This window comes from Streptomyces sp. NPDC001351 (assembly GCF_042896045.1).
In the GTDB taxonomy this organism is placed as follows: Bacteria; Actinomycetota; Actinomycetes; order Streptomycetales; family Streptomycetaceae; genus Streptomyces.
Genome location: NZ_JBIAWS010000006.1, coordinates 531063 through 553569 on the forward strand (window position 1 = coordinate 531063; position 22507 = coordinate 553569).

24 protein-coding genes are annotated in these 22507 nt (G+C 70.4%); 14 read left to right on the plus strand and 10 right to left on the minus strand.

Annotated elements, in window-relative coordinates:
* Positions 1-10 precede the first annotated feature (10 nt).
* The 8 genes from ACFY1U_RS24705 to ACFY1U_RS24740 form a co-directional block, all read right to left on the minus strand.
* The gene (locus ACFY1U_RS24705) at positions 11-361 is read right to left on the minus strand and encodes a peptide-methionine (R)-S-oxide reductase (RefSeq protein WP_390696280.1); all 351 of its coding nucleotides are present in this window, start codon (positions 359-361) and stop codon (positions 11-13) included.
* The gene (locus ACFY1U_RS24710) at positions 358-612 is read right to left on the minus strand and encodes a hypothetical protein (protein WP_390696281.1); all 255 of its coding nucleotides are present in this window, start codon (positions 610-612) and stop codon (positions 358-360) included. Before ACFY1U_RS24710 ends, ACFY1U_RS24705 begins: the two co-directional genes overlap by 4 nt.
* A gap of 86 nt (positions 613-698) precedes the next feature.
* Positions 699-845: a hypothetical protein gene (locus ACFY1U_RS24715; protein ID WP_390696282.1), complete on the minus strand. Its 147-nt coding sequence runs from the start codon at positions 843-845 to the stop codon at positions 699-701.
* A gap of 13 nt (positions 846-858) precedes the next feature.
* A complete protein-coding gene (locus ACFY1U_RS24720; protein ID WP_390696283.1) occupies positions 859-3450 on the minus strand; it encodes a GIY-YIG nuclease family protein in 2592 nt (863 codons plus the stop codon).
* 896 nt (positions 3451-4346) lie between these two features.
* Positions 4347-4754: a peptide-methionine (R)-S-oxide reductase MsrB gene (msrB, locus tag ACFY1U_RS24725; protein WP_390696284.1), complete on the minus strand. Its 408-nt coding sequence runs from the start codon at positions 4752-4754 to the stop codon at positions 4347-4349.
* 13 nt (positions 4755-4767) lie between these two features.
* A complete protein-coding gene (murC, locus tag ACFY1U_RS24730) occupies positions 4768-6159 on the minus strand; it encodes a UDP-N-acetylmuramate--L-alanine ligase (RefSeq protein ID WP_390696285.1) in 1392 nt (463 codons plus the stop codon).
* Between the two features lie 144 nt (positions 6160-6303).
* Positions 6304-6777, minus strand: a complete 474-nt coding sequence (locus ACFY1U_RS24735; protein WP_390696286.1) for an indole-3-glycerol phosphate synthase — start codon at positions 6775-6777, stop codon at positions 6304-6306.
* Positions 6778-6910: 133 nt separating this feature from the next.
* Positions 6911-7750, minus strand: coding sequence for a pyrimidine reductase family protein (locus ACFY1U_RS24740; protein WP_390696287.1), 840 nt, complete (start codon positions 7748-7750; stop codon positions 6911-6913).
* A 37-nt stretch (positions 7751-7787) separates the two neighbouring features.
* Here ACFY1U_RS24740 and zapE point away from each other — a divergent pair, with 37 nt between their 5' ends.
* The 8 genes from zapE to ACFY1U_RS24780 all read left to right on the plus strand — a co-directional run bounded on the left by zapE (position 7788) and on the right by ACFY1U_RS24780 (position 14306).
* Positions 7788-8894, plus strand: a complete 1107-nt coding sequence (gene zapE / locus ACFY1U_RS24745; RefSeq protein WP_390696288.1) for a cell division protein ZapE — start codon at positions 7788-7790, stop codon at positions 8892-8894.
* A 153-nt stretch (positions 8895-9047) separates the two neighbouring features.
* Positions 9048-9437 (plus strand): hypothetical protein, encoded by a 390-nt coding sequence (locus tag ACFY1U_RS24750; protein WP_390696289.1) that lies wholly within the window; start codon positions 9048-9050, stop codon positions 9435-9437.
* An 87-nt stretch (positions 9438-9524) separates the two neighbouring features.
* Positions 9525-10103 carry a carbonic anhydrase gene (locus ACFY1U_RS24755; protein ID WP_123968085.1) on the plus strand — a complete coding sequence of 193 codons (579 nt, stop codon included), beginning with the start codon at positions 9525-9527 and terminating at the stop codon, positions 10101-10103.
* Between the two features lie 8 nt (positions 10104-10111).
* A complete protein-coding gene (locus ACFY1U_RS24760; RefSeq protein ID WP_390696290.1) occupies positions 10112-11569 on the plus strand; it encodes a SulP family inorganic anion transporter in 1458 nt (485 codons plus the stop codon).
* Positions 11570-11669: 100 nt separating this feature from the next.
* Complete coding sequence (locus ACFY1U_RS24765) at positions 11670-12488, plus strand: slipin family protein (protein WP_390696291.1); 819 nt, start codon at positions 11670-11672, stop codon at positions 12486-12488.
* 136 nt (positions 12489-12624) lie between these two features.
* Positions 12625-13176, plus strand: a complete 552-nt coding sequence (locus ACFY1U_RS24770; protein WP_390696292.1) for a YbhB/YbcL family Raf kinase inhibitor-like protein — start codon at positions 12625-12627, stop codon at positions 13174-13176.
* Between the two features lie 71 nt (positions 13177-13247).
* Positions 13248-14108 (plus strand): polysaccharide deacetylase family protein, encoded by an 861-nt coding sequence (locus ACFY1U_RS24775; RefSeq protein WP_390696293.1) that lies wholly within the window; start codon positions 13248-13250, stop codon positions 14106-14108.
* Between the two features lie 18 nt (positions 14109-14126).
* A complete protein-coding gene (locus ACFY1U_RS24780; RefSeq protein ID WP_390696294.1) occupies positions 14127-14306 on the plus strand; it encodes a hypothetical protein in 180 nt (59 codons plus the stop codon).
* On the opposite strand, the gene ACFY1U_RS24785 is transcribed toward ACFY1U_RS24780, so the two are convergent.
* Complete coding sequence (locus tag ACFY1U_RS24785; RefSeq protein ID WP_390696295.1) at positions 14298-14969, minus strand: ABC transporter; 672 nt, start codon at positions 14967-14969, stop codon at positions 14298-14300. The genes ACFY1U_RS24780 and ACFY1U_RS24785 overlap by 9 nt on opposite strands.
* The gene (locus tag ACFY1U_RS24790; RefSeq protein ID WP_390696296.1) at positions 14966-15838 is read right to left on the minus strand and encodes an ATP-binding cassette domain-containing protein; all 873 of its coding nucleotides are present in this window, start codon (positions 15836-15838) and stop codon (positions 14966-14968) included. Before ACFY1U_RS24790 ends, ACFY1U_RS24785 begins: the two co-directional genes overlap by 4 nt.
* Positions 15839-15890: 52 nt before the next feature.
* On the opposite strand from ACFY1U_RS24790, the gene ACFY1U_RS24795 reads away from it, so the two are divergent.
* The 6 genes from ACFY1U_RS24795 (at position 15891) to ACFY1U_RS24820 (ending at position 22385) form a co-directional block, all read left to right on the plus strand.
* Positions 15891-16607, plus strand: coding sequence for an aminoacyl-tRNA hydrolase (locus tag ACFY1U_RS24795; protein WP_390696297.1), 717 nt, complete (start codon positions 15891-15893; stop codon positions 16605-16607).
* Positions 16608-16691: 84 nt separating this feature from the next.
* Positions 16692-17477: a DUF4142 domain-containing protein gene (locus tag ACFY1U_RS24800; protein WP_390696298.1), complete on the plus strand. Its 786-nt coding sequence runs from the start codon at positions 16692-16694 to the stop codon at positions 17475-17477.
* A 124-nt stretch (positions 17478-17601) separates the two neighbouring features.
* The gene (locus ACFY1U_RS24805; RefSeq protein ID WP_390696299.1) at positions 17602-18912 is read left to right on the plus strand and encodes a DUF692 domain-containing protein; all 1311 of its coding nucleotides are present in this window, start codon (positions 17602-17604) and stop codon (positions 18910-18912) included.
* Between the two features lie 71 nt (positions 18913-18983).
* Positions 18984-19742, plus strand: a complete 759-nt coding sequence (locus ACFY1U_RS24810) for a DUF4142 domain-containing protein (protein ID WP_390696300.1) — start codon at positions 18984-18986, stop codon at positions 19740-19742.
* 103 nt (positions 19743-19845) lie between these two features.
* On the plus strand, positions 19846-20646 hold the full coding sequence (locus ACFY1U_RS24815) for a TIGR04222 domain-containing membrane protein (RefSeq protein ID WP_390696301.1): 801 nt from the start codon (positions 19846-19848) through the stop codon (positions 20644-20646).
* Positions 20647-20744: 98 nt separating this feature from the next.
* Positions 20745-22385 (plus strand): alpha/beta hydrolase, encoded by a 1641-nt coding sequence (locus ACFY1U_RS24820; RefSeq protein WP_390696302.1) that lies wholly within the window; start codon positions 20745-20747, stop codon positions 22383-22385.
* Positions 22386-22507 lie beyond the last annotated feature (122 nt).

The window sequence follows — 22507 nt, forward strand, 5'->3', positions numbered from 1 at the left end:
GGCCCCGGGGTCACTCCTCGTCCGGCGTCAACCGCAGCGAGATCGAGTTGACGCAGTACCGCTGATCCGTCGGCGTCGGATACCCCTCGCCCTCAAACACATGCCCCAGATGCGACCCGCACCGAGCACACCGCACTTCGGTCCGCACCATCCCGTGCGACGTGTCGGACACAAGTTCCACCGCATCCGAATTGCGTGCATCGTAGAAGCTGGGCATCCGCGCTTCAGAAGCCCAGTTCACGCTGCCAACCATCAAGGAGTCCACGAGTCGTCGGGGCGGCATCGACGGCACGGGACCAATGATCCCGTCATCGCTCGGCTCGCTTCCCGGTGGCGCATAACGCGAGATGTCGTCCGTCACTGTGCCAATCGGCGTGGGCGTGGGATCCGACGTTCGATGGCGCTGACGTTCTCACCGTTGTTGACTGTGGCAACCCCCTGGACGGTGACGGCCAAGGGGGCGGCGATGAGTGCCGCCTTACCTTCCCGCAGGACCTCGATAGCAACCGCCTCGACTGAGCCGAGGCGTCGGTAACGGATGCCGAGGTCGCCGCGATCAACGTCGCCAAGCTCGAAGCGCAGGTACGCGTACTCGGCGTCGGTGAGCATCACGGCGCGTCGGGCTGGTTCGTCTCGGACTTCACACGACACTGGGGGCGAGTCAGCTTGTGGTCAGTGCTCTGTACCGGCTCTGCCTCTCAGGCATCCGGATGCGTGATCTGCTCGGCGACGGCCGGGTCGCCGACCACGTTGCCCGCCGTGAGCAGCAGCGTCTCGTGCGTCTCCGGATCGATGACGAAGACCGCGCCCGCGCAGTCTAATCCCAGGGTGAAGCTCGCCCACAAGCGCCGATGACGCTCAAGGCCGCTGCCTGCGACTGCTCTTGCGTTGTCCGAGCTGGGGAAGCCAGAAGTCGGCCGGCTGAGGATCCGTGGCCACCGTGGCCCAGCCGTCCTCTTCTCGGGGATTCCGCGGAGCCCAGGAGCGAGGTTCTGCCAGAGAGAGGACCTCCCCGACGAGTGCGCTCATCGTGCCCGGGATATTCCGGTTAACGTCATTCAGCAGGAGCGGGATGCCCAGTGGGCCCTGTTTCGGAGCCGACGTCCGATAGATGACCTGACAGAAGGAACTCACTTCGAACACGGCACCGCGAGCATCGGCCAGCCCCTCCTCGTCCGAGAACCAGACAAGCCGATCTCCTGCGACCAAGCGCTCCCGACCGTGAATCATGTCGTTCCGCGCCGTGCTGTCTCTGTTGAGAAACGGCACAGGGTCTTCGAAGGCGCCGGGATCGTTGTCGCTGATCCCAGCCAAGTGCCCTGGGTCGTGCGTGGAATGAATCTCGAGTACATCGCCGTCCACGTGGGCCTGCCAGATATCCAGGACCTCGGCCGACGAGCTGAACAGACTCGGATATGCCGTGAGCGCGAACAGCTGCCCGCCCCTCAGCGGCAGGACGACGCGATCGTTCGCGCGCAGTCGATGAACGACAGGGATCGGCGCCCAGCTGCTGAGCCCGCTTACCTCCTCCTGGCATCGCCGGATCGCCTCAACGGCCGTCTCCAAAGAGACTCGGAAGAACTCCCGTTCTGCGGTGACCCGTTGGCTGGCAAGGAGACGGTGGACAGCCTGTTCCACATCTCTAGGCCGGGACGTATGTGCCCTATAAAGAACATCGAAGGGGAAAGGGACTGACGTCCCCGACAGCTCCTTTGCCCGGTCTTCCGAGAGCTGGTCTGTGTAGCCGATTTTGAGCATGTGTGGGAAGGCCGGGTTCCGCTGGACGTACACGAACCCCGTCGTCATCGGCGGAGGCAGAGGCGTCCGGGGCGATGTCCCGCCTGTACCACTGGGTTTCCGACGCCTCTTCATGCCCGTGGAGAAGGAGGGCAATGCGACTGGCGGGTCGGCTGACAGGAGCGTGAATCCACCTTTGAGGTCGCGTTGGGACCAGGCAACGATGTCGCGTCCCCCGCTGAAGTGCTCGACGTGTGAACGAGGCAGCCTCTGTAGCGCCTCTGCCAGCATCTCGACCTTCTCGCCCGCGCCATGGTCCCGGTCACGGGCGACCGGCAGAGACCGGTTCAGCGCATCGGTGGCGACCTCCGTCATCAGGTTCGCGAGTTCCCGGCCGATGGGGGCGTACAGCGTACCCAGGTGCGTGGACTCAATTTCGTCGTACTCGTTGACTGCGTGCGCGTAGAGGTCGATGGGGACGCCAGCTCGCTTCGCCAAGAGCAGCAACTCGCAGGCGTGGGCCGGGTTGTCCAAGTCGAAGGCGAACTGGGTGCACATACCCAGTGACTCGGTCCTGGGCTTGCGGCAGACAAGTAGAAGCCGACTCGGATAATCGGGATCCCGCTCGAAGCCGAGGGGCAGCACACCCTCCCTGACCGCCGCCCGGGCGGCCTCGGTCTCCTCCGAGGTTCGCACGATGATGCTCCACCAAGGCAGAGGACCGAAGGTACCGTGCGCCGCCTGTGCATCGAAGAGGAAGCTGCCCCCGCGTCCAGGGCCCCGCAGGTCGAGTATGTGGTCCACAAAAGTCCGGATGCAGGCGTCCCGGAAGCGCTTCTGCTGAGTGCCGTTTCGCAGCAAATCACGCTCTGTGTCGGTCAGACACTCGATCGCCTCCACGAGCGCATCAAGGTAGTCGTTGACCACGCTCAAGGCGCGGGTCACGACTGGTCGCAGGGCGTTGAACTGGGGGTGGCGAACTGCCTCAAGAAGCCAGTCTCTGGCGGCGATGCAGCCATCTGACTCCGCGCCGATGCTCCAGAGGTGGCCTGCCGCGGTATGAGGAAACCGCTCCAACCATAGATGATGAGCCTCGTGGCCTCCCTCCCGGTAGCCCACAGCGACAGCATTCCCAACCCGCGTATCGGGCTCGGCTTTCAGTCTGGTCCAGATCGTGGTGGGACACGTCTCGAGCGGCATAAGAGAGCTCGGCATCAAGGCAGCTGCTGGGCCAGGGGTCTCCACGCCCCAGTGCCGTCTCAGCTCCTTGGCGACTTGAGCGGGAGATGCCGTGCGACAGCGCTGACGGGCCCATTGATCGAGGAGCAATTCATACGTGCCTTCTGGATTCTCGGCGCGCAGGCCGACGCGGAACAGGAGCACGGAACCCGTGAGTCCGTCATACTCCATACACCAGCGGACCCTCTTGACCAAGCCAGCGAGCTGATCCGCACTGGGCTTGGGGGCGCTGAGGGCCGGGTGCTGGGCGAGGAGTTCAGCGATCTGCGCTGCGGACAGACCTTGTGAGTCCAGGATGGCAATCCGCAGGATGAGAAGCGCGCGAAGGAGGTTCAGATCGCTCGGATCGGCGGCGATACGCGTCGCATCCAGGGCGGGTTCGTCTTCGGCGGTGGCTGCCAGACCCGCACAGATCTTCTCTAGCCATTGATCTCGCAGGTCATTTAAGGCGGTGCTGGAAGGCACAGTGCTCATCCCCCTGTTTATCTGTGGCATCCCATGTATCAGCGGAGTCTATGTGTGACCACTGACAGAGCCCCCCGTCACGTCCTCGACGTCACTGAGATCGTTTCATCCTGAAGTCGCTGGTCACGGGGCTGGCGTGATCAGTCGTGGTGGTGTCCGCGCTGGTCGGCAGGTTGATCGGTAGCAGGAGATCATCTGCCACGGGGCGATTCGCCGCGGGCGAGGTGGATGATCCGGCCCTGGACGCGGAGTTCGAGCGGGTCACCACCGCGCCCGGCGCGGGCGGGATGCGAACTGCTGGTGGGCGAGGCGCTCACGTGGGTGATCCAGCGGCGCATCGTGCTGGGCGACCGGGTCGAGCTACGCCGGATCCGCTGGGCGGCTGCGTCTCGTACTGGAGTTGCGGCAGCGGATCACTTCCGGCGGGGGCGGTGGGCAGGACGGAGGTCGGCTCTACGTGGTGGTCGGTCGTTCTGAGCACGAGCGTCATCTCCCGGTCGAGGGCCTCCTCTCGGGCTAGTTCCAAAAGATCGTCCCCTGCAGCCTCGGGCAGACCGGGCTGGTCATCTGCGTCGGGCGGCCCGGCCATCTGAGACGGATGAGTGCGTAGTGCCCCGCCGGGGGCTCGGACCTGCGCAGCACCGATCACCCGACATCCTGCCCCACGAGGCACAACGCCCCCGCCAGCCGATCCCCCATTGCACATCCATTGCACAAATGCGCGGGAACTCCCGGGAACACTGCAGGTCAGCCGGGCACACGCACCACGACGCCAAACGGTCCTGAACCCGGGAAAACCCCAGGTCAGGACCGTAGAAGCAGACGAGTCAGGCCATACGCCGGGAACTGTTCCGCCCGTGGCCAATCAGGCTGCCGAGTGGATACTCGAGCTCACCGCTAGCACCTCACTCCTCGTCCGGCGTCAACCGCAACGAGATCGAGTTGATGCAGTACCGCTGATCCGTAGGCGTCGGATACCCCTCGCCCTCAAACACGTGCCCGAGATGCGAACCACACCGTGCACACCGCACCTCCGTCCGCACCATCCCGTGCGACGTGTCGGACACAAGTTCCACCGCATCCGAGTTGCGTGCATCGTAGAAGCTCGGCCAGCCGCAGTGCGACTCGAACTTCGTGGTGGAGGTGAACAGTTCGGCGCCGCAGGCGCGGCACGAGTAGACGCCCGTCGTCTTGGTGTCGGTGTACTCACCCGTGAAGGCGGGCTCGGTCGCGGCCTGGCGCAGCACCGCGTACTCGGCAGGGGTCAGCTCCGCACGCCACTGCTCGTCCGGCTTTTCGACGTCGTACGACATGAAGCTCAGCCCCTTACTTCGCGAGACGGTCCAGGATGCGCGGTCCGAGGTCGGTGACGTCGCCCGCGCCCATGGTGAGAACGAGATCACCCGCCCTCGCCATTCCCGCCACGGCCTCGGGCACCTCCGCCTTGTCGTGGACGGGCGTCACGTCCGCGCCCGCGGCCCGCGCCGCCTCGATGATCAGCTCGCTCGTCACGCCCGGGATCGGGTCCTCGCGGGCCGGATAGATGTCGAGGACGACCGACGCGTCCGCCAGGGCCAGCGACTGCCCCATCTCCTTGCCGAGCTCCTGCGTCCGCGAGAACAGGTGCGGCTGGAAGACGACCAGGATCCGCGCCTCGCCCGCCGCGGCGCGCATCGCCTCCAGGTCGGCGGTCATCTCGGTCGGGTGGTGGGCGTAGGAGTCGATGACCTGGACGCCGGCCGCCTCGCCCTTCAGCTGCAGCCGGCGCTTCACACCGGTGTACGCGGCCAGGGCCGGCGCCAGCTCGGCGGCGGGGACGCCCAGCGCGACGCCCGCCGCGAGGGCGGCCACGGCGTTGTGCGCGTAGTGACGGCCGGGCACGGAGACGGCGAAGGTGAGCTCCTGCCCCTCCAGCAGGACCGTGACCTCGCTCTTCAGCCCCTGCGGTACGACGGACAGGACCCGTACGTCGGCGTCCTCGGCCTCGCCGTAGGTCACCGTCCGCACGGATCCGGCGAGCCGCCGGGTCAGCTCGCGCGCACCCTGGTGGTCGGCGTTGATCACCAGCGTTCCGCCGGGAACGATTCGTCCGGCGAACGTCTCGAAGGACTCGTAGATCTCGTCCATGGACGCGTAGTTGGCGTGGTGGTCCAGCTCGACGTTGAGGACGATCGCCACCTCGGGCGCGTACTTGTGGAAGCTGCGGTCCGATTCGTCGGCCTCGGCGACGAAGATGTCGCCCTCGCCGTGCAGGGCGTTGGAGCCGGGCGCGTCCAGGTCGCCGCCGATCGCGTACGACGGCTTCAGCCCCAGCTCGCTCAGCGACACCGCCAGCATCGAGGTGGTCGTGGTCTTGCCGTGCGTGCCGGCGACGGCGATCGGGCGCAGACCGTCCATCAGGGCGGCCAGGGCGTCGGACCGGTGCACCACCGGGATGCCGAGCTCGGCCGCGCGGGCCAGCTCCGGATTGTCCTTCCGGATCGCCGACGACACGACGACACAACTGGCGTCGTCGGCGAGATGCTCCGCCGCATGCCCGATGTGCACGGTCACACCCAGCGCCCGCAGCGCCTCGGCGGTGGCGGACTCCTTCGCGTCACTGCCCGCCACCTTGCCCCCACGCTGAGCAAGAATCTTCGCAATCCCCGACATCCCGGCGCCGCCGATCCCGATGAAGTGCGGTCGGTCCATGGCGGGAGGAAGGGTGCCGGGTGCCATGCGTGTGTCTCCCTGTGCGCGGTGATACGGCGGACGTTCGGTGGCCCAGCCTATGCGTTGCGATGACAGCAATGGACCACTGCACCGCCCTCAAGGGGCGCGGGGAACTGCGCGACCAGCCCACACCGACCCGCACCCGAAGATCTACGCCTTACTGTGCGAGAACAGCTTCAACACCGGCACCCCCACTTTGTGCCGAGCCCGAGAAGCCCAGTCCCGATGAAAGAACTCCTCCACGTAGTGGGGATCGGTGAGCACGATCACCTCATCGGCGTCGATCTCGTCCACGAGCCCCTTCAACGCATCCAACGGATGATCCTCGATCAGCCGCCCCTCGGCGGAGCTGCCCGCAGCCTGCAAGGCCTGTAGCGACACCTCCAACGCCCGCTCCCCGAAGGGCCTCGCGGCCTCCCCCTCGGGGACGTCCCGCTCGCGCGCCACCTCGTCCAGCTCGCCGAGCGCGACGTCGTCGATGGCCCGCAGCAGGCGGTCCGCCTGGTCGCCGCGGGGCTGGAGCAGCACGTGGAAGGAGACCTCCTCGTCCCCGTGCAAGCTGGTGACGAACTCCACGTCTGCGGACGTCAGGGCCTTCTCGATCATCAATACGCTGGTGAACACCGGGCGCCCCTTCTGTGGAAACCTTCCGGCCCCGTGCCGTCACGGGGACTGCGAGATTCAGTGTGCCCGCCCCGAGCAAAGCGGAACGGTAGGTTCCGCCGTTTTCGGGACCGGCGGTACCGCTGAACGATTCTCAGGGCCGCTGGTAGCGGGTGAAGAGGAACCCCTCCTCCTCCAGCAGCGACGCGAGGACGAAGCGGTGCGGAACCGCGACCGACGGTCCGCCCGCGATGCGCTGCGCGTCGCCGGCGGTGAGCATCGGGGAGACGGCGAGGCAGAGTTCGTCGAGCACCCCGGCGGCCACCAGCTGGCCGAGCAGCCGCGGGCCCCCCTCGGTCAGCAGCCGGGTGTACCCGAGGTCGCCCAGGGCCCGTACGGCGCGGGCGGGCTCCACGCCGACCCCGTCGCCGGCGATCACCACCCGGGCGCCGGCCTTCTCGGCGGCGGCGACCCGGTCCGGGGCCGCCGCGGCGCCCGTGAGGATCAGCGTCGGCACCACCGGCGAGGTGAACAGCGGGAGGGAGAAGTCCAGGTCCAGGCTGGCGCTGACCACCGCGATCGCCGGCGCCGGCGGCTGCCCGGCCGTCTGCCTCAGCTCCGCGAACTCGGCACGCGCGCGTGCGGGCCGGTACCCCTCCTGACGTACCGTTTCCGCACCGACGACCACGACGTCCGCCAGCCCGCGCAGGGTGCCGAAGATCCGCATGTCGGCCGCGCTGGAGATCGGCTGCGAACGGCCGTCGTGCTGGGCGGCCCCGTCGAGCGTGGACACCATGTTCGCCCGCAGCCAGGGGACGGGCCGTCCACCGGCGGTGGGCTCGGGGTAGGCGTAGGCGGCGGCGAGCTCGGCGAGGCTCCACTCGCGGTCGGCCGGGACCTGGGGAACACCGGCCCCCGCGGTCACGCCCTCCTCACCGGGAGTTCCAGGGGCTGTCGGCACTGTCTCGTCGGTCACAGGGAACAGGCGTCGCATGTCGTGCAGTGTGGCACGGCGCTTAGCATGGGGAACCGTGTCGTCCTCCCCTTCCGCCCCCGGCCTCAGCCCGATAGCCGACGCGGCCCCGCTGTCCCTGTGCGCCCGTGCCCCGCACGTCCCCGCGGACCGCCTGGTCGCCGAGATGGTGCCGCCGCCTCGCTTCGACTCGGTCCGCTTCAGCACCTACATACCGGACCCGAACCAGCCCAGCCAGACCGAGGCCGTCCGCGTCCTCGAGGGCTTCGCGGCCGGGCTCGGCGGGGCGCACGCCGTCGGCGGAGGCAAGCGGGGCTTGTTCGGATTCGGGAAGCCGAAGGCGCCGAAGATCCCGGCCGGCCCCCGCGGTGTCTACCTCGACGGCGGTTACGGCGTCGGCAAGACCCACCTCCTCGCCTCCCTCTGGCACGCCACCCCGGCGGAGCCCGCGCTCAAGGCGTTCGGCACGTTCGTCGAGCTCACCAACCTGGTCGGCGCCCTGGGCTTCCAGCAGACCGTGCAGACGCTCAGCGGCCACCGCCTCCTGTGCATCGACGAGTTCGAGCTCGACGACCCCGGCGACACCGTCCTCGTGTCGACCCTGCTCGGCAGGCTCGTCGACGCCGGTGTGGCCCTGGCCGCCACCTCCAACACCCTCCCCGGCAAGCTCGGCGAGGGCCGTTTCGCCGCCGCCGACTTCCTGCGCGAGATCCAGGGCCTGTCCGCCCACTTCCGCGCCCTGCGCATCGACGGCGAGGACTACCGTCATCGCGGCCTGCCCGCGGCGCCGGCACCCTTCTCCGACGAGCAGGTGACGAAGGCGGCGTACGCCACCCCGGGAGCCTCGCTCGACGACTTCCCGCACCTCCTCGACCACCTCGCCAAGGTCCACCCCAGCCGGTACGGCGCGCTGACCGACGGCCTGAAGGCGGTCTGCCTCACCGACGTCCGCCCCGTCCCCGACCAGTCGACGGCCCTGCGGCTCGTGGTGCTCGCGGACCGGCTCTACGACCGCGAGGTGCCGGTCCTGGCCTCCGGGCTGCCCTTCGACCGGCTGTTCAGCGAGGAGATGCTGAACGGCGGCTACCGCAAGAAGTACTTCCGGGCGATCTCCCGGCTCACCGCCCTCGCGCGGGACGGCAAGGGACTCGCCGAGAGCGACTAGTTCAGGCCACCCCACCAGCGCATTTCAGGCTCTCTTCAGCTGGAAACGTGAAGTTAACCCTGCAAACAACTTTGCAGGGTTAACGTGTTTCTTGACCGGTGATTGACCATTCCTTGGTCGATGCAAGAAACTGAGCGACAGGAAGGGGGGCGCATGTTCCGAGGTACGACGACCCGTACGGTTCTGGCCGTGCTCGCCGCCGCCCTGCTTGCCCTCACCTTCTTCGCACCCACCGCGTCCTTCGCAGCCGCGCACACGGCTCGTCATGCCGTGGCCAAGGATCTGCCCGGAACCAAACTCTCGGGCAAGGCGCTGCGTGACGAGTCCGCGACGCACCGCGACTGCGGCCACGGGGAGCCAACCGGCCCCCTGCGCCCCCGCGAGCGGCACGTGAACACCGGATGCACACCCGAGGAGCCCGAGCGCCAACTACTGGCGCAGGACCCGGCCTCCGTCCACGAACCGGTCGCGAGCCGCGCCCATCATCTGTCGAGACCCTCGACATCCCACTCTCCGGCGGCACTTCAGGTCTTCCGCTGCTGAGAGAGAAGCAGAACAGCGCAGTTCCCCCACCTCTGTCCTGCCCACACCGACGCGCCGTCGCGGCGCGCCAGGAGGAGTCACCACACCATGCAGCCCCTCATCGACAACGCCCGTACGTTCGGACAGCGCCCTGAGGAGTTCGCCAAACTCGCCGAAGGCCAGTCCCCCCAGGTGCTCTTCATCACCTGCTCCGACTCCAGGGTCGTCCCGGCCCTGATCACCGGCGCCCGCCCGGGCGAGCTCTTCGAGCTGCGCACCGCGGGCAACATCGTGCCGCCGTTCGCCTCCGAGCACCCCACCAGCGAGGCGGCCACCATCGAGTACGCCGTGGAGGTGCTCGGGGTCGACGACATCGTCGTCTGCGGCCACTCGCACTGCGGCGCCGTCGGTGCCCTGGTGCGCGGCGACGACCTGACCGCCGTCCCCGCCGTGCGCGACTGGCTCGCGCACGCCACCCCGCGCCCGGCAGGCGCGGTCGAGGACCCGGCCGTCACCGAGGGCGTGCAGAGCCACGTCCTGACGCAGCTGCTGCGGCTGCGCTCGTACCCGTTCATCGAGAAGAAGCTGAAGGACCGTCAACTGTCCTTGCACGCCTGGTACTACGAGGTCCACACCGGCGCCGTCCTGGCGCACGACACCGCCTCCGACGTCTTCAAGGCCCTGTGAGCGCCGCGATGACGACCAAATACCCTTATCTGAGGCAGGACTTCCTCGCCTCCATAGTCGTCTTCCTGGTCGCCGTGCCGCTGTGTGTCGGCGTGGCCGTCGCCTCCGGCGTCCCGGCGGAGCTGGGCCTCGTCACCGGCATCGTGGGCGGTCTCGTCACCGGGTTCCTGCCCGGCAGCAGCCTCCAGGTCTCGGGGCCGGCCGCCGGCCTGACCGTGCTCGTCTTCGAGGCCGTCAGCGAGTTCGGCGTCGGCACGCTCGGCGTGATCGTGCTGATGGCCGGTCTGCTCCAGCTCGCCATGGGCTTCCTCAAGATAGGCCGCTGGTTCCGGGCCATATCCGTCTCCGTCGTCGAAGGCATGCTGTGCGGCATCGGCCTGGTGATCATCGCCGGGCAGATCTACGCGGCGGCCGGCCTGAAGGCCCCGTCGAGCGGCATCGGCAAGATCGCGGGCCTGCCCGGGGCGTTCGCCGACGCGCTCGGCAGCAGCGCGGCCCTGGCCTCGCTCGCGATCGGGGCGGGCACCATCGCCGTCATCGTGCTGTGGAAGAAGCTGCCGAAGGCGGTGCAGTCCGTGCCCGGCGCCCTCGCCGCGGTGGTCCTGGCCACGGTCGCCTCCCTGGCCTTCGGCCTGCCGGTCGCCACCGTCACGGTGGAGGGCCTGTTCGGTGTCATCCAGGTGCCCGGGGCCGGAGCCTTCGGCGAGCTGGCCAGCCCGGCCATCTGGGGCACGATCGTCGCGTTCGCGCTGATCGCCTCGGCGGAGAGCCTGTTCAGCGCGGCGGCCGTGGACCGGCTGCACGACGGTCCGCGCACCGAGTACAACAAGGAGATGGTCGCCCAGGGCGTGGGCAACACGGTCTGCGGTCTGCTCGGCGCCCTGCCGATGACCGCGGTGATCGTGCGCAGCTCCGCCAACGTCAACGCGGGCGCGAAGACCAAGGCCTCACGCGTGCTGCACGGCGTGTGGATCCTGCTGTTCGCCGCCGCGCTGCCCTCCGCCCTGGCGCTGGTCCCGATTCCCGCCCTGGCCGGCATCCTCGTGCACGCGGGCTGGAAGCTGATCCCGTTCCGCCAGATCTCGGCGCTGTGGCGCAGCCACCGGGGCGAGGCGCTGATCCTCGTGGTGACGGCCGTGTCGATCGTCGCGGTGAACATGTTCGAAGGCGTACTCATCGGTCTGGCGCTGTCCGTGGTGAAGACCGCCTGGGAGGCCTCGCACCTGAAGACCGAGGTCGTCGACAAGGGCGCGGGCCCCATCCAGGTCCACCTCTCGGGCAACGCCACCTTCCTGCGGCTGCCGAAGATCCTCGACAGCCTGGAGGCGCTGCCCCAGGACCGCCCGGTCGAGCTGGACCTGTCCGGGCTGCACCACCTCGACCACGCCTGCCGTACCGCCCTGGAGAACTGGGCCGAGCGGCACAGCGCGGTCGGCACCGAACCCGTGCGGGTCACCGCCGCATAGCTCGCCGCTGGCTGGTCCCGGGTCCGTCGTGGCCGGGACCAGCCACCGGGCATATCGTTACAGAAGCAGACATACCAGCCCTCCGGCAGAGGGGGTCGTGATGGTTCCTGAGCTGGTGACGGCGGCCGTGGTGGCCGGTTCCGCGGGGATCGTCTACCTCGCCGCGGCGGCGAAGGTCGTCAAGCAGTTCGAGCGCGGGGTGGTCTTCCGCCTCGGGCGGCTCGCCGGTGACGTGCGGGAGCCCGGATTCACGATGATCGTCCCGTTCGTGGACCGGATCAACAAGGTGAACATGCAGATCGTCACGATGCCGGTGCCGGCCCAGGAGGGCATCACCCGGGACAACGTGACGGTGCGCGTGGACGCCGTCGTCTACTTCAGGGTGGTCGACGCGGCGAACGCGCTCGTCAAGGTCGAGGACTACAAGTTCGCGGTCTCCCAGATGGCGCAGACGTCCCTGCGGTCGATCATCGGCAAGAGCGAGCTGGACGACCTGCTCTCCAACCGCGAGAAGCTCAACGAAGGCCTGGAGCTGATGATCGACAGCCCGGCCGTCGGCTGGGGCGTGCAGGTCGACCGGGTCGAGATCAAGGACGTGTCCCTGCCGGACGCGATGAAGCGCTCCATGGCCCGCCAGGCCGAGGCCGACCGCGAGCGGCGGGCCCGCATCATCAACGCGGACGCCGAACTCCAGGCCTCCAAGAAGCTGGCCGAGGCCGCCGAGCAGATGGCCGACCAGCCCGCCGCGCTCCAGCTGCGGCTGCTGCAGACAGTCGTCGCGGTGGCCGCCGAGAAGAACTCGACGCTCGTGCTGCCCTTCCCCGTGGAACTGCTGCGGTTCCTGGAGAGGGCGCAGGAACACCAGCCGCAGCCCTCGCCGGCGCCGACGCCGTCGCCGGACCAGCAGATCGAGACGTGACACGTGGTACCCGCACCCCGAGGGGAGCGAGTTCGCCGGCGCGTACGTCAACTGCCACCCGCCCGGCACGACGTTCGCGGTGACGGGGCCCTGGCGCAGGTAGCGGCCGCGCAGGGGCGCGGCTAGCGTTTCGTCCATGCATCGCAGGCTCGTGATCGTCGCCGCCGCGGCGGCAGTGGGGCTCGCCTCGGGGTGCGGGGACGACGGCGGTGGTACGTCCGTCCCCGCACCCAGCGCCGCGCGACGGATCACCGTGACGAGCAGCGCCTTCGTGGACGGCGGCACCATCCCCCGCCGCTACACGTGCGACGGGGCGGACGTCTCACCGCCGCTGGACCTGTCCGGGGTTCCGGAGACCGCCGCCGAACTGGTCGTGCTGGCCGAGGACCCGGACGCCCCGCACGGCACCTTCGTGCACTGGCTGATGTGGGGCATCGACCCGCACGACACCCACTGGGCCACCGGCCAGGTGCCCAAGGGCGCCACACAGGGCCGCAACGGCTTCAAGAAAAACGCGTACGGCGGCCCCTGCCCGCCCAAGGGCAAGCCCCACCACTACGTCTTCTCGGTCTACGCCACCGACAAGACCCTCACCCTGTCGGCCGACACCACGGCCGACGACGTCAAACGCGCACTGGCCGGCCACACGGCAGCCTCGGGCACCCTGACGGGCCGCTACGGGCGCTGATCGCCGGGGCCTTGCCACGCAGTGGTGCGCCGATACACGATTCGCCCGTTTCATCGCTTTATGTTCGTACGATGATCAGTCCCGTACGACCGGTATGTGTCGTCCTCCATGCAGCCGCCGCCTGTGCACTCGGCGCCGCGCTCACCGCCTGTGGCGCCCCCCACGCCCCCCACTCCGCTCGCCCGGCCCCCTCCGCGACCCCCGCCGCCCCGTCCCGGCCCCCGACCCTGGCTCCCGGGGCCTCCGGTCTCACCCCCGTCTTCAAGAACGGCCCCCGGAAGCAGGGCAGAACAGTCGCGCTCACCTTCGATGCCGACATGACCGCCGATCAGGGAGCGCGGGCCGCGGCGGGCGAGCGGTTCGACAATCCGGAACTGATCGCGACGCTGCGGGCGCTGAAGGTTCGGGCGACCGTGTTCATGACCGGGCGGTGGGCGGACGAGTATCCGGCGCAGGCGCGGTCCCTCGGGCGGGACCCGCTCTTCGAGGTCGCCAACCACTCCTACAGCCACTACAGCTTCACCGGGAACTGCTATGGCCTGCCGACCGTCTCCGAGGACCGGATGCGGTCGGACGTCGAACGGGCGTATACCGCCTTCCGCAAGGCAGGGGTGCCGAACGCGATGCCGTACTTCCGTTTCCCGGGCGGCTGTTACGACCGGCAGGCCCTGAAGGCGCTGGCCGCGACCGGCGTCACCGCCGTGCAGTGGGACGTGGTGAGCGGCGACGCGTTCGCCACGGACGCGGACGCGGTGGCCCGGCAGGTGCTGGAGGGGGTACGGCCGGGCTCGGTCGTCGTCATGCACTGCACACACAGCGCGGCGCCGGCGACCGAGCAGGCGGTCCGCCGGATCGTGCCGGAGCTGCGCAAGCAGGGCTACCGGTTCGTCAAGGTGTCCGAGCTGATCGGGGCTGCGAGGGGGCGGCAGTGAGCGGCTTACGCTGGAGGTGTGAGCGAGGACTCCTGCACCATCCGCGACGCGACGCAGCCGCCCCGGGAGGACGGGCCGCCGTATGCCGAGTGCGTGCTGTGCCGTGAGCCGACGGAGTACCCGGAGTCGTACAAGGGGATCACGCTGTGCCCGGTGTGCGAGTGGCAGGAGGCCCAGCGCACCGCCTGCTCAGGGTGACCGACGGGACGTGAGGACGCAGGTCGCTGCGATGGCCGCTGCTGCGAGGACGGCTGCCGTGGTCAGTGGGAGCAGGGGCACGGGGATCCTGCCCGACTGGGAGCCGGTGACCAGGTCGCTGACCGCCGCCTGTGCCGGGGAGCCCGTCGTCACCGCTGACAGCAGCGCCGTGAGCAGCATCGCCGGGACCGCCCGGCCGGGTGCGCGCAGTACCGGCCAGTTGGTGAGTGCGCCGACCGCCGTGCCGAGCAGTGCGCAGGCCTGCGCGGCGAGGAGCCCGGCCGCGGCCGCCGGGAGCAGTGCGATCCGGGTCCGGTTGTCCGTGCTGACCGGCGCGCTGATCAGGGTCACGACGAGGACCGCGGCCGTACCGAGCGCCGCCGCGGCGATCAGGGCCACCAGCAGCCGGGCCAGATGCGCCCGCCCCGGACCGGAGGCCGCGGCCACGCAGGCACGGGCCGCGGGCGGTTCGACGGTGACGCAGATCCGTACCAGCCAGGCGGCGACGGGCAGCACGGCTGCTGCCGCATACCCCAGCGAGTCGAGGACGGGCTGCCCGCTCTGCACACCGATGCCGAGGAAGGCCGCGTACAGGATGACCGGCGGCAGCCAGCGCTGCGAGCGCAGCAGTAGGGCGGCCTGGTAGCGCAGGAGGGCGGTCATCGGCGGCTGTCCTTGGGGTGTTTGTCGATGGGCTGCACGCTGACCACGTGCCACGGCGGGCGGGCCGTCAGCAGGGTGCGCAGCACGACGTCCGAGTGGGAGGCGGGGACGGTGAGGCGATACACGCCCGGTGCGGCCTCCTCCGCACAGACGAGGGCGCCCAGTGCCTCGACGGGCGGCTGCCCGCCCTGCGGGCCCTGCACCTCGACCACCACCTGCGGACCGTCGTGCGGTGCGGCGGTCTCGCGGGTACGGCGTTCGAGGCCACCGTCGCGCACGGTGTATGCGGTGTCGGTCGCGCCCGCCAGGCGGCGCGGGTCGTGGTCGACGAAGACCACGGCGCAGCCCGCGGCGGTACGCTCCGCGACGGCCCGCTCCAGCTCGGTGCGGGCGGCCGCGTCCAGTCCCGTCCAGGCTTCGTCGAGGACGAGCAGCTCCGGCTCGGCGAGCAGGGCCTGCGCGACGGCGACCTTCTGGCTGCTGCCCTTCGACAGCTGGGCCATGGGGGTGCGGGCGTGGGCGGCTGCACCGAAGCGGTCCAGCCATTCGCCCGCGGCGCGGATCGCCGTACGGCGGGAGAGGCCGTGGATGGTGCCGAGGTGGGTGAGGTAGCCGTGCGCGGTGAAGGGAAGGGCCGACGGGAAGCGTTCGGGGACGTAGGCCGTGCGGGGGCGGCCGGTGATGCGGCCCTCGCTGGGGGCGTCCAGGCCGGCCAGCAGACGCAGGAGGATGGACTTGCCGGTGCCGTTCGGTCCTTCGACGCGGGTCAGTGTGCCCGGCGTCACGGCGAGGTGGACACCGCGTAAGACCCAGGGGCCGCGGATGCCGTAGCGGCGGCCGACGTTGTCGAGCCGAAGATCACGTTGCATGGCGGCATCCTCGCAAAGTGGCGCTGCCCGGCACCCCCTTAAGGTTGCTGATGTGAGCCAAGATGTGACGTCCGCCAGTGACAGCCCTTTCCGGTCCGAGCCCAACGAGCGGGATCAGGCACCGCAGTTCGTGCTGCCGCTCGTCGTGCACATCGAGAAGGCCGCGCCGCCCGCCCGTACCGACGCACTGGAGACCGCCGCCCGGGCCGTACTGGTGATGCTCAGCGACGAGCGCTCCCTCGGGGACGGGGAGTGGGCCCAGGTCATGCGGGACTGGCAGGACGCCCGGATCCGCAAGGTGGTGCGGCGCGCCCGCGGTGCCGAGTGGCGGCGGGCCGAGGCACTGCCCGGGATCACGGTGAGCGGAAAGTCGGCGGAGGTGCGGGGGTTCCCTCCCGTCCCGCTGGACGGATGGCCCAAGGACCTGGCCAGGCTGCAGGTGTCCGGCACGGATCTCGACGACCCCGAGCCGCCGGCGAAGGCGGATCCCGAGGTGCCCGTGCTGTGGCTGAACCCCGATCTCGGCATGTCCGCCGGCAAGGCGATGGCGCAGGCGGGGCACGGTGCCCAACTGGCCTGGTGGGAGCTGTCGGACGAGGAGCGTGCGGCCTGGCGGGACGCGGGTTTCCCGCTCGCCGTACGGAGCGCCGACCCGGGCCACTGGGGTCAACTGACCACGAGCGGGCTGCCGTTGGTGCGCGACGCGGGCTTCACGGAGATCGCGCCCGGCTCCTGCACGGTGGTGGCCGAACACCCGGCGCTGCGCTGACCCGGGCCCGCCAGGGCTTTGCCAGTCATTTAGCTTTTTTTCTTTAGCTTGAACAATGCGGGGGTCCCGCGCGTACTTCCCGGCATGCGGATCAACGGTACGGCCCTGCTCGTCGCGGCCCTCGTCGTCACCATCGGAGCCATCGCGTTCCCGGTGTGGTCCTACGCGGACCGGTCGGGCACCGGTCAGGCGAACGTCGCGGCGGGGACCGTGAACACCCAGTGGGGTCCGCTGACCGCCGCCGACCGCGATCTGATCGTGCGGGTGCGGCTGGCGGGTCTGTGGGAGCTGCCCGCCGGGCAGCAGGCGGTCGAGCGCGCGCCCAGCCAGGCGATCAAGGAGGCGGGCGACCACCTCATCGTCGGCCACACCGACCTCGACAAGCGGGTGCGGATCGTCGCGGCCCGGCTCGGCGTCGAACTGCCGAACCAGCCGAACGAGCAACAGCAGGGCTGGCTGCAGGAGATGACCGCGGCGACGGGCGCGCAGTACGAGTACAAGTTCGTGAACCTGCTGCGCGCCGCGCACGGCAAGATCTTCCCGGCCATCGGCACCGTCCGGAACTCCACCCGGAACACGCTGGTACGGCAGCTGGCCTCGGACGCCAACCAGACGGTGCTCGACCACATCACGGTGCTGGAGAAGACCGGCCGGGTCGACTTCGACGCCATCGCCAACGACGCGGTGGCCACCACGACCGCCAGCCCGACCGGCCCGTCGGCACCGGTCCCCGGCCAGGCGGCGCCCTCGGCGCCGGCCGCCGAGGCCACCGGTGACGTCGGCACCACCTCCCGGCCGTCACCGGGCGCGCCCGGCACCGTCAACACCGACCGGCCGGATCCGGTGGACTCCGGGGGTGTGCCGCGGTGAGCCGAGCCGCCCGGACCGAAGCTCAAATGTTGCTCTGAAGGTTCCGGCGACGGGATTCGCGTCCGAGCGGCGGGGCCATACCCCCGTCACGTTCGTCGAGGAGACGGCAGGGAGGGGACGGACCATGGAGCGACTGGGAACGGGCATCGGGTGGCGGCCGGAGATCGCCGACGCCGTGGAGCGCATGCCGGGCATCGACTGGGTCGAGGCCGTGGCCGAGAACGTGTGCCCGGGGCACCTCCCCGAGTCGCTGCGGCGGCTGCGCGAGCGCGGAGTGACCGTCGTCCCGCACGGCGTCTCCCTCGGCCTCGGCGGCGCCGACCGGCCCGACGAGCACCGGCTCACCGCACTCGCCGAGCGGGCCGAGGCGCTGGGCGCGCCGCTGGTCACGGAGCACATCGCGTTCGTACGAGCGGGCGGGCCGCTGACGGCGTCCCCGCTGCTTGAGGCCGGGCATCTGCTGCCCGTGCCGCGCACCCGGGACGCCCTCGACGTGCTGTGCGAGAACGTCCGCATCGCGCAGGACGCGCTGCCGGTGCCGCTCGCCGTCGAGAACATCGCCGCGCTGATCTCCTGGCCGGGCGAGGAACTCACCGAGGGGCAGTTCCTGTACGAGCTGGCCGACCGGACGGGCGTACGGCTGCTGATCGACGTGGCCAACCTGCACACCAACCACGTCAACCGCGGCGAGGACCCGGCCGAGGCGCTCGCGGAACTCCCCCTGGAGGCCATCGCGTACGTCCATGTCGCGGGCGGCTTCGAACGCGATGGCGTCTGGCACGACAGCCACGCCCACCCGGTGCCGGAGCCGGTCCTCGACATCCTGACCGACCTCGCCGCACGGGTCTCGCCGCCCGGGGTACTGCTGGAGAGGGACGAGAACTTTCCCGAACCCACCGTGCTGGAAGGGGAGTTGGAGGCGATTCGGACAGCCGTGGCGAAGGGACGGGCGATACGCGGGGAGGCAGCGGCAGAGGCGGCCGAGGCGGCCATGGGCTCCGTCGCCGCCCCTGCGACCGACGCCACCCGGCAGCGGCTGGGGCTCGCCCAGGCCGCCCTGCTGTCCGCGCTCGTCGCCGGGACACCCGTGCCGGAGGGGTTCGACCGGGTGCGGCTGGGGGTGCAGGCGCGGGCGCTCGCCGGGAAGCGGGCGGATGTCGTGGCGAAGGTCGCGCCCGAACTGCCGGCGATCCTCGGGGACGCGTACCGGCCCGCCTTTCTCGCGTACGCCCAACGCCACCCGATGACCGGCGGCTACCGCCGGGACGCCCTCGACTTCGCCCGGCAGCTGCTGCTCGACGGACGCCCGGAGGAGGGCCGGGCCCGGCGGGAGCTCAGGGAGTGGTGGCTGGAGCGGTCGGGGCCCGTCCCGCGCTCGCAGCGGCCGGCGGTGAGGATGGCCAGGGCGGCACGGCGGGTGCTCCTGCACCGCTGAGTGACGGGCGACGGCCGCGCCGGCGGGGCCCGCCGAACCCCGCAGTAATATGCGGTGCCGTAGGAGGCACCATGCGACCGCGACCACCTGTCACCGGCCGAGGCATATTCAGCGGCACCGGGGTCATCATCATCGGCCTGACGGCCACCCTGCTGGCGTTGATCTTCCCGATCTGGTCGTACGCCGACCGGTCCGGGACCGGCGTCAGCGTCAGCGTCCTGAACGCCGACACCGTGTCGACGCAGTACGGGCCGCTGTCCGCGCTCGACCGCGACTTCATCACCAAGGTCCGGCTGGCCGGCCTGTGGGAGCTGCCCGCCGGACAGCAGGCCGAGCAGAAGGGCACCACCCAGGCCGTACGGACCGCGGGGCAGCATCTCGTCCTGGGGCACACCTTCCTCGACCAGCGGGTACGGGACGTGGCGGCCAAGCTCGGGCTGCAGCTGCCCAACGAGCCCAACGACCAGCAGAAGCAGTGGCTGGCGACCCTGAACGCGGCGCAGGGCACGGACTACGACAGCAAGTTCGCCAACATCCTGCGGCTGGCCCACGGCAGGGTGTTCTCGGTCGTCGCCCAGGTCCGCGCGAGCACCCAGAACTCGCTGGTGCGCGCGCTCGCCGACGACGCGAACACGACCGTGCTGGACCACATCAAGGTCCTGGAGGCCACGGGCTACATCGACTGGGACGCCCTCGCCCGGAACATGGCCTCGCCGAACACTCCCCCGCCGGCCGACCCGACCACGGGCCCCGGCCCCGTCCTCCCGCTCGAGCCGTCCGCCTCCCCTTCCTACACGCTCCCGCCGGCCGCCTCCAGCCCGCCGCCGTGACCGCTGCCGGGCCGGCAAACGGAACGTCACATACCCACAACACTCCGTCCGCATGGTGAACAAGGCATGGTGTTTCCCCGGGCATCTGGCATAGAAACGCGGCATGTTCTGGGTTGTTCTCCTGCTGCTGGCCTGGGCCGCCGCCGGCACCGCGTGCACGCGGTTGTGCCTGGCCGCCGTACGTGCGGCGGCCGCGGACTCGGACGTCGCAGCGCATGCCCGGCGTCATGATCTGACGCTGTACGAGGCCGCGTTCCTGTCCGGCGGACCCGGCAGGGTCGCCGATCTGACCATGGTCTCCATGGCCCGGCAGCGGCGCCTGCTGCTCGCCCACACGGGCTGGGCGACGGTGGTCGACCCGCGCGGCCGGGACGACATGGAGCGGTCCGTCATAGGGGCCATCGGGCCCGGGGGGCAGAGCCGCATCGCGCCGGTCCGGGCCGCGGCGGCCTCCGCGGACGCGGTCGCCGGTCTCGGCGACCGGCTCGTCGACGCGGGCCTGGCCGTGCCCGCCGGCGCCCGGACCACCGTCGCCGCCGGAGTGCGCCAGGTGCAGCTCGCCGCGGTGGCCGTGCTCGTGCTGGGGGCGGTCGCGCTGCTGGTGCCCGCCCGGCCGGACATGCCGCGCGGCCTGGTCGCCCTGTGGTTCGCCCTGCCGCTCGCGCTGACGCTGAGCTGCCTCGCCATCGCCCGGGTCGAGGCCCACCCCTACTCGCGCTGGGCCTCCCCGGCCGGGCAGCGGCTGCTGGGCGCCCTGACCCGGCATGTCTCGAACGGTGACGACCGTACGTATCTCACCACCGTCGCCGTACGAGGCGTCCGCGCGATCGGCGAACCCGACCTGCGCGCGGCCTTCGCGCACCGCGACCAGTCCTGGCGTGAACCACACGCCAGGGGCGCATAGGGGGCATTGAGGCCGACACCGCCGGGGCGGTGCTTGCCTTCTTCATGCACCGAACGAAACATCCCTTTTGTCGCTGCCATGCACCGAAGGGATACGTCATGAGAGCTGCCGCCCTCTACTCGGCCGCCGGATCCTTGCTCCTGACCGCCCTCGCGGCCGCCCCGGCAGGCAGCACACCCGTCGGCCCCGACGCGGCCGAGCTGCACGGCACGGCGGTGGCCGCCGCGCGCGCCAAGGCGGCCGGCATCGAGTTCGGGAAGTGCGCCGCCGCGCAGGACATGCCGGGCACCATGGAGTGCGGCACGGTGTCCGTCCCGCTCGACTACGCGCATCCCCGTGGCAAGCAGATCAAGCTGACCGTCAGCCGGGTGCCGGCCACGCACAAGGACCCCCAGAACAGCAAGCGGCGGGTACCCCGGCAGGGCGCCCTGGTCTACAACCCCGGCGGACCCGGCGGCGACGGCCTGTACTTCCCGCTCGTCGGGATGCTCCCGCAGTGGAAGCGGCTCGCGGCGGCCTACGACCTGGTCGGCTACTCCCCGCGCGGCGTCGGCAAGTCCTCCCCCCTGTCCTGCGAGGAGCCCAAGCTCTTCTTCAAGGCACCCTCGCAGGCGCCGACGTACCCCTCGGAGGCGTACAAGCAGGAGCGCGTCAAGGAGGCGAAGGCCTACGCGACGGGCTGCGCCAAGCGGTCCGGTGGCGGGCTGCAGTACTTCAACTCGCTCAACAACGCCCGTGACCTGGACGTCGTGCGGGCGGCACTGGGCGAGGGGAAGCTGACGTTCATGGGGGCGTCGTACGGCACCTACTTCGGGGCGTTGTACGCGACGCTTTTCCCCTCGCACGTACGGCGGATGGTGTTCGACTCGGCGGTGAACCCGGCTCCCGAGCAGATCTGGTACCGCAACAACCTCGACCAGTCGGCCGCGTTCGAGAAGCGCTGGGCGGACTTCCGGGAGTGGATCGCCCGGCACGACGACGTGTACGGGCTGGGGAAGACGGCCGACGAGGTGCAGGCCAGTTACGAGAAGGCGAGCGAGCAGCTGGCCTCGAAGCCGGCGGGCGGCAAGGTGGGGCCGGCGGAGCTGCAGGCGGCGTTCCTGTCGGCCGGGTACTACGACGACTACTGGGCGACCCGCGCGAAGGCGCTGTCGGCCTATCTGAAGGGCGATGAGAAGCCGCTGGTCGAGCAGGCCGGTCCGGCCACCGAGACGGCCGCCGAGGCGGAGAACACCAACGCGGTGTACACCGCCGTCGAGTGCAACGACGCGCCCTGGCCGACGGACTGGAAGGTCTGGGACCAGGACAACACACAGCTCGCGCGCGTGGCCCCCTTCGAGACCTGGGACAACGCGTGGATGAACCTGCCGTGCGCCTACTGGCCGGCGCCCCGGCAGCAGCCCCTCGATGTGCGGACCGGGCCGGGTGAACTGCCGCCGACGCTGATCCTGGCCGCCGAGCGGGACGCCGCGACGCCGTACGACGGCGCCGTGGAACTGCACCAGCGGCTGAGCGGCTCGGTTCTGGTGACCGAGCGGGAGGCGGGCACACACGGCATCGCGGGCGGCCCGAACCGGTGCGTCAACGGCTACCTGGACGCGTATCTGCTGGAGGGCCGGCTGCCGCTGGAGGAGGCGTCCTGCGCCCCGCACGCGGGGCCGAACCCGGCCACGGCGGACGGCCGCTCCCACCCGGCCCCCCTCAAGGAGAACCTGAAGGGAAAGACCGCCCGTCCCTGACCGCGCGACAACCGGGCGACGCCTACGCCAGGCCCGCGACGAGTTCCGCGATGTCCTTGCGGCGCCCCGTGCTGCATTTCCCGGGGGCCAACCCCCGGACCCCCGGCCGGGCACGGGGCACC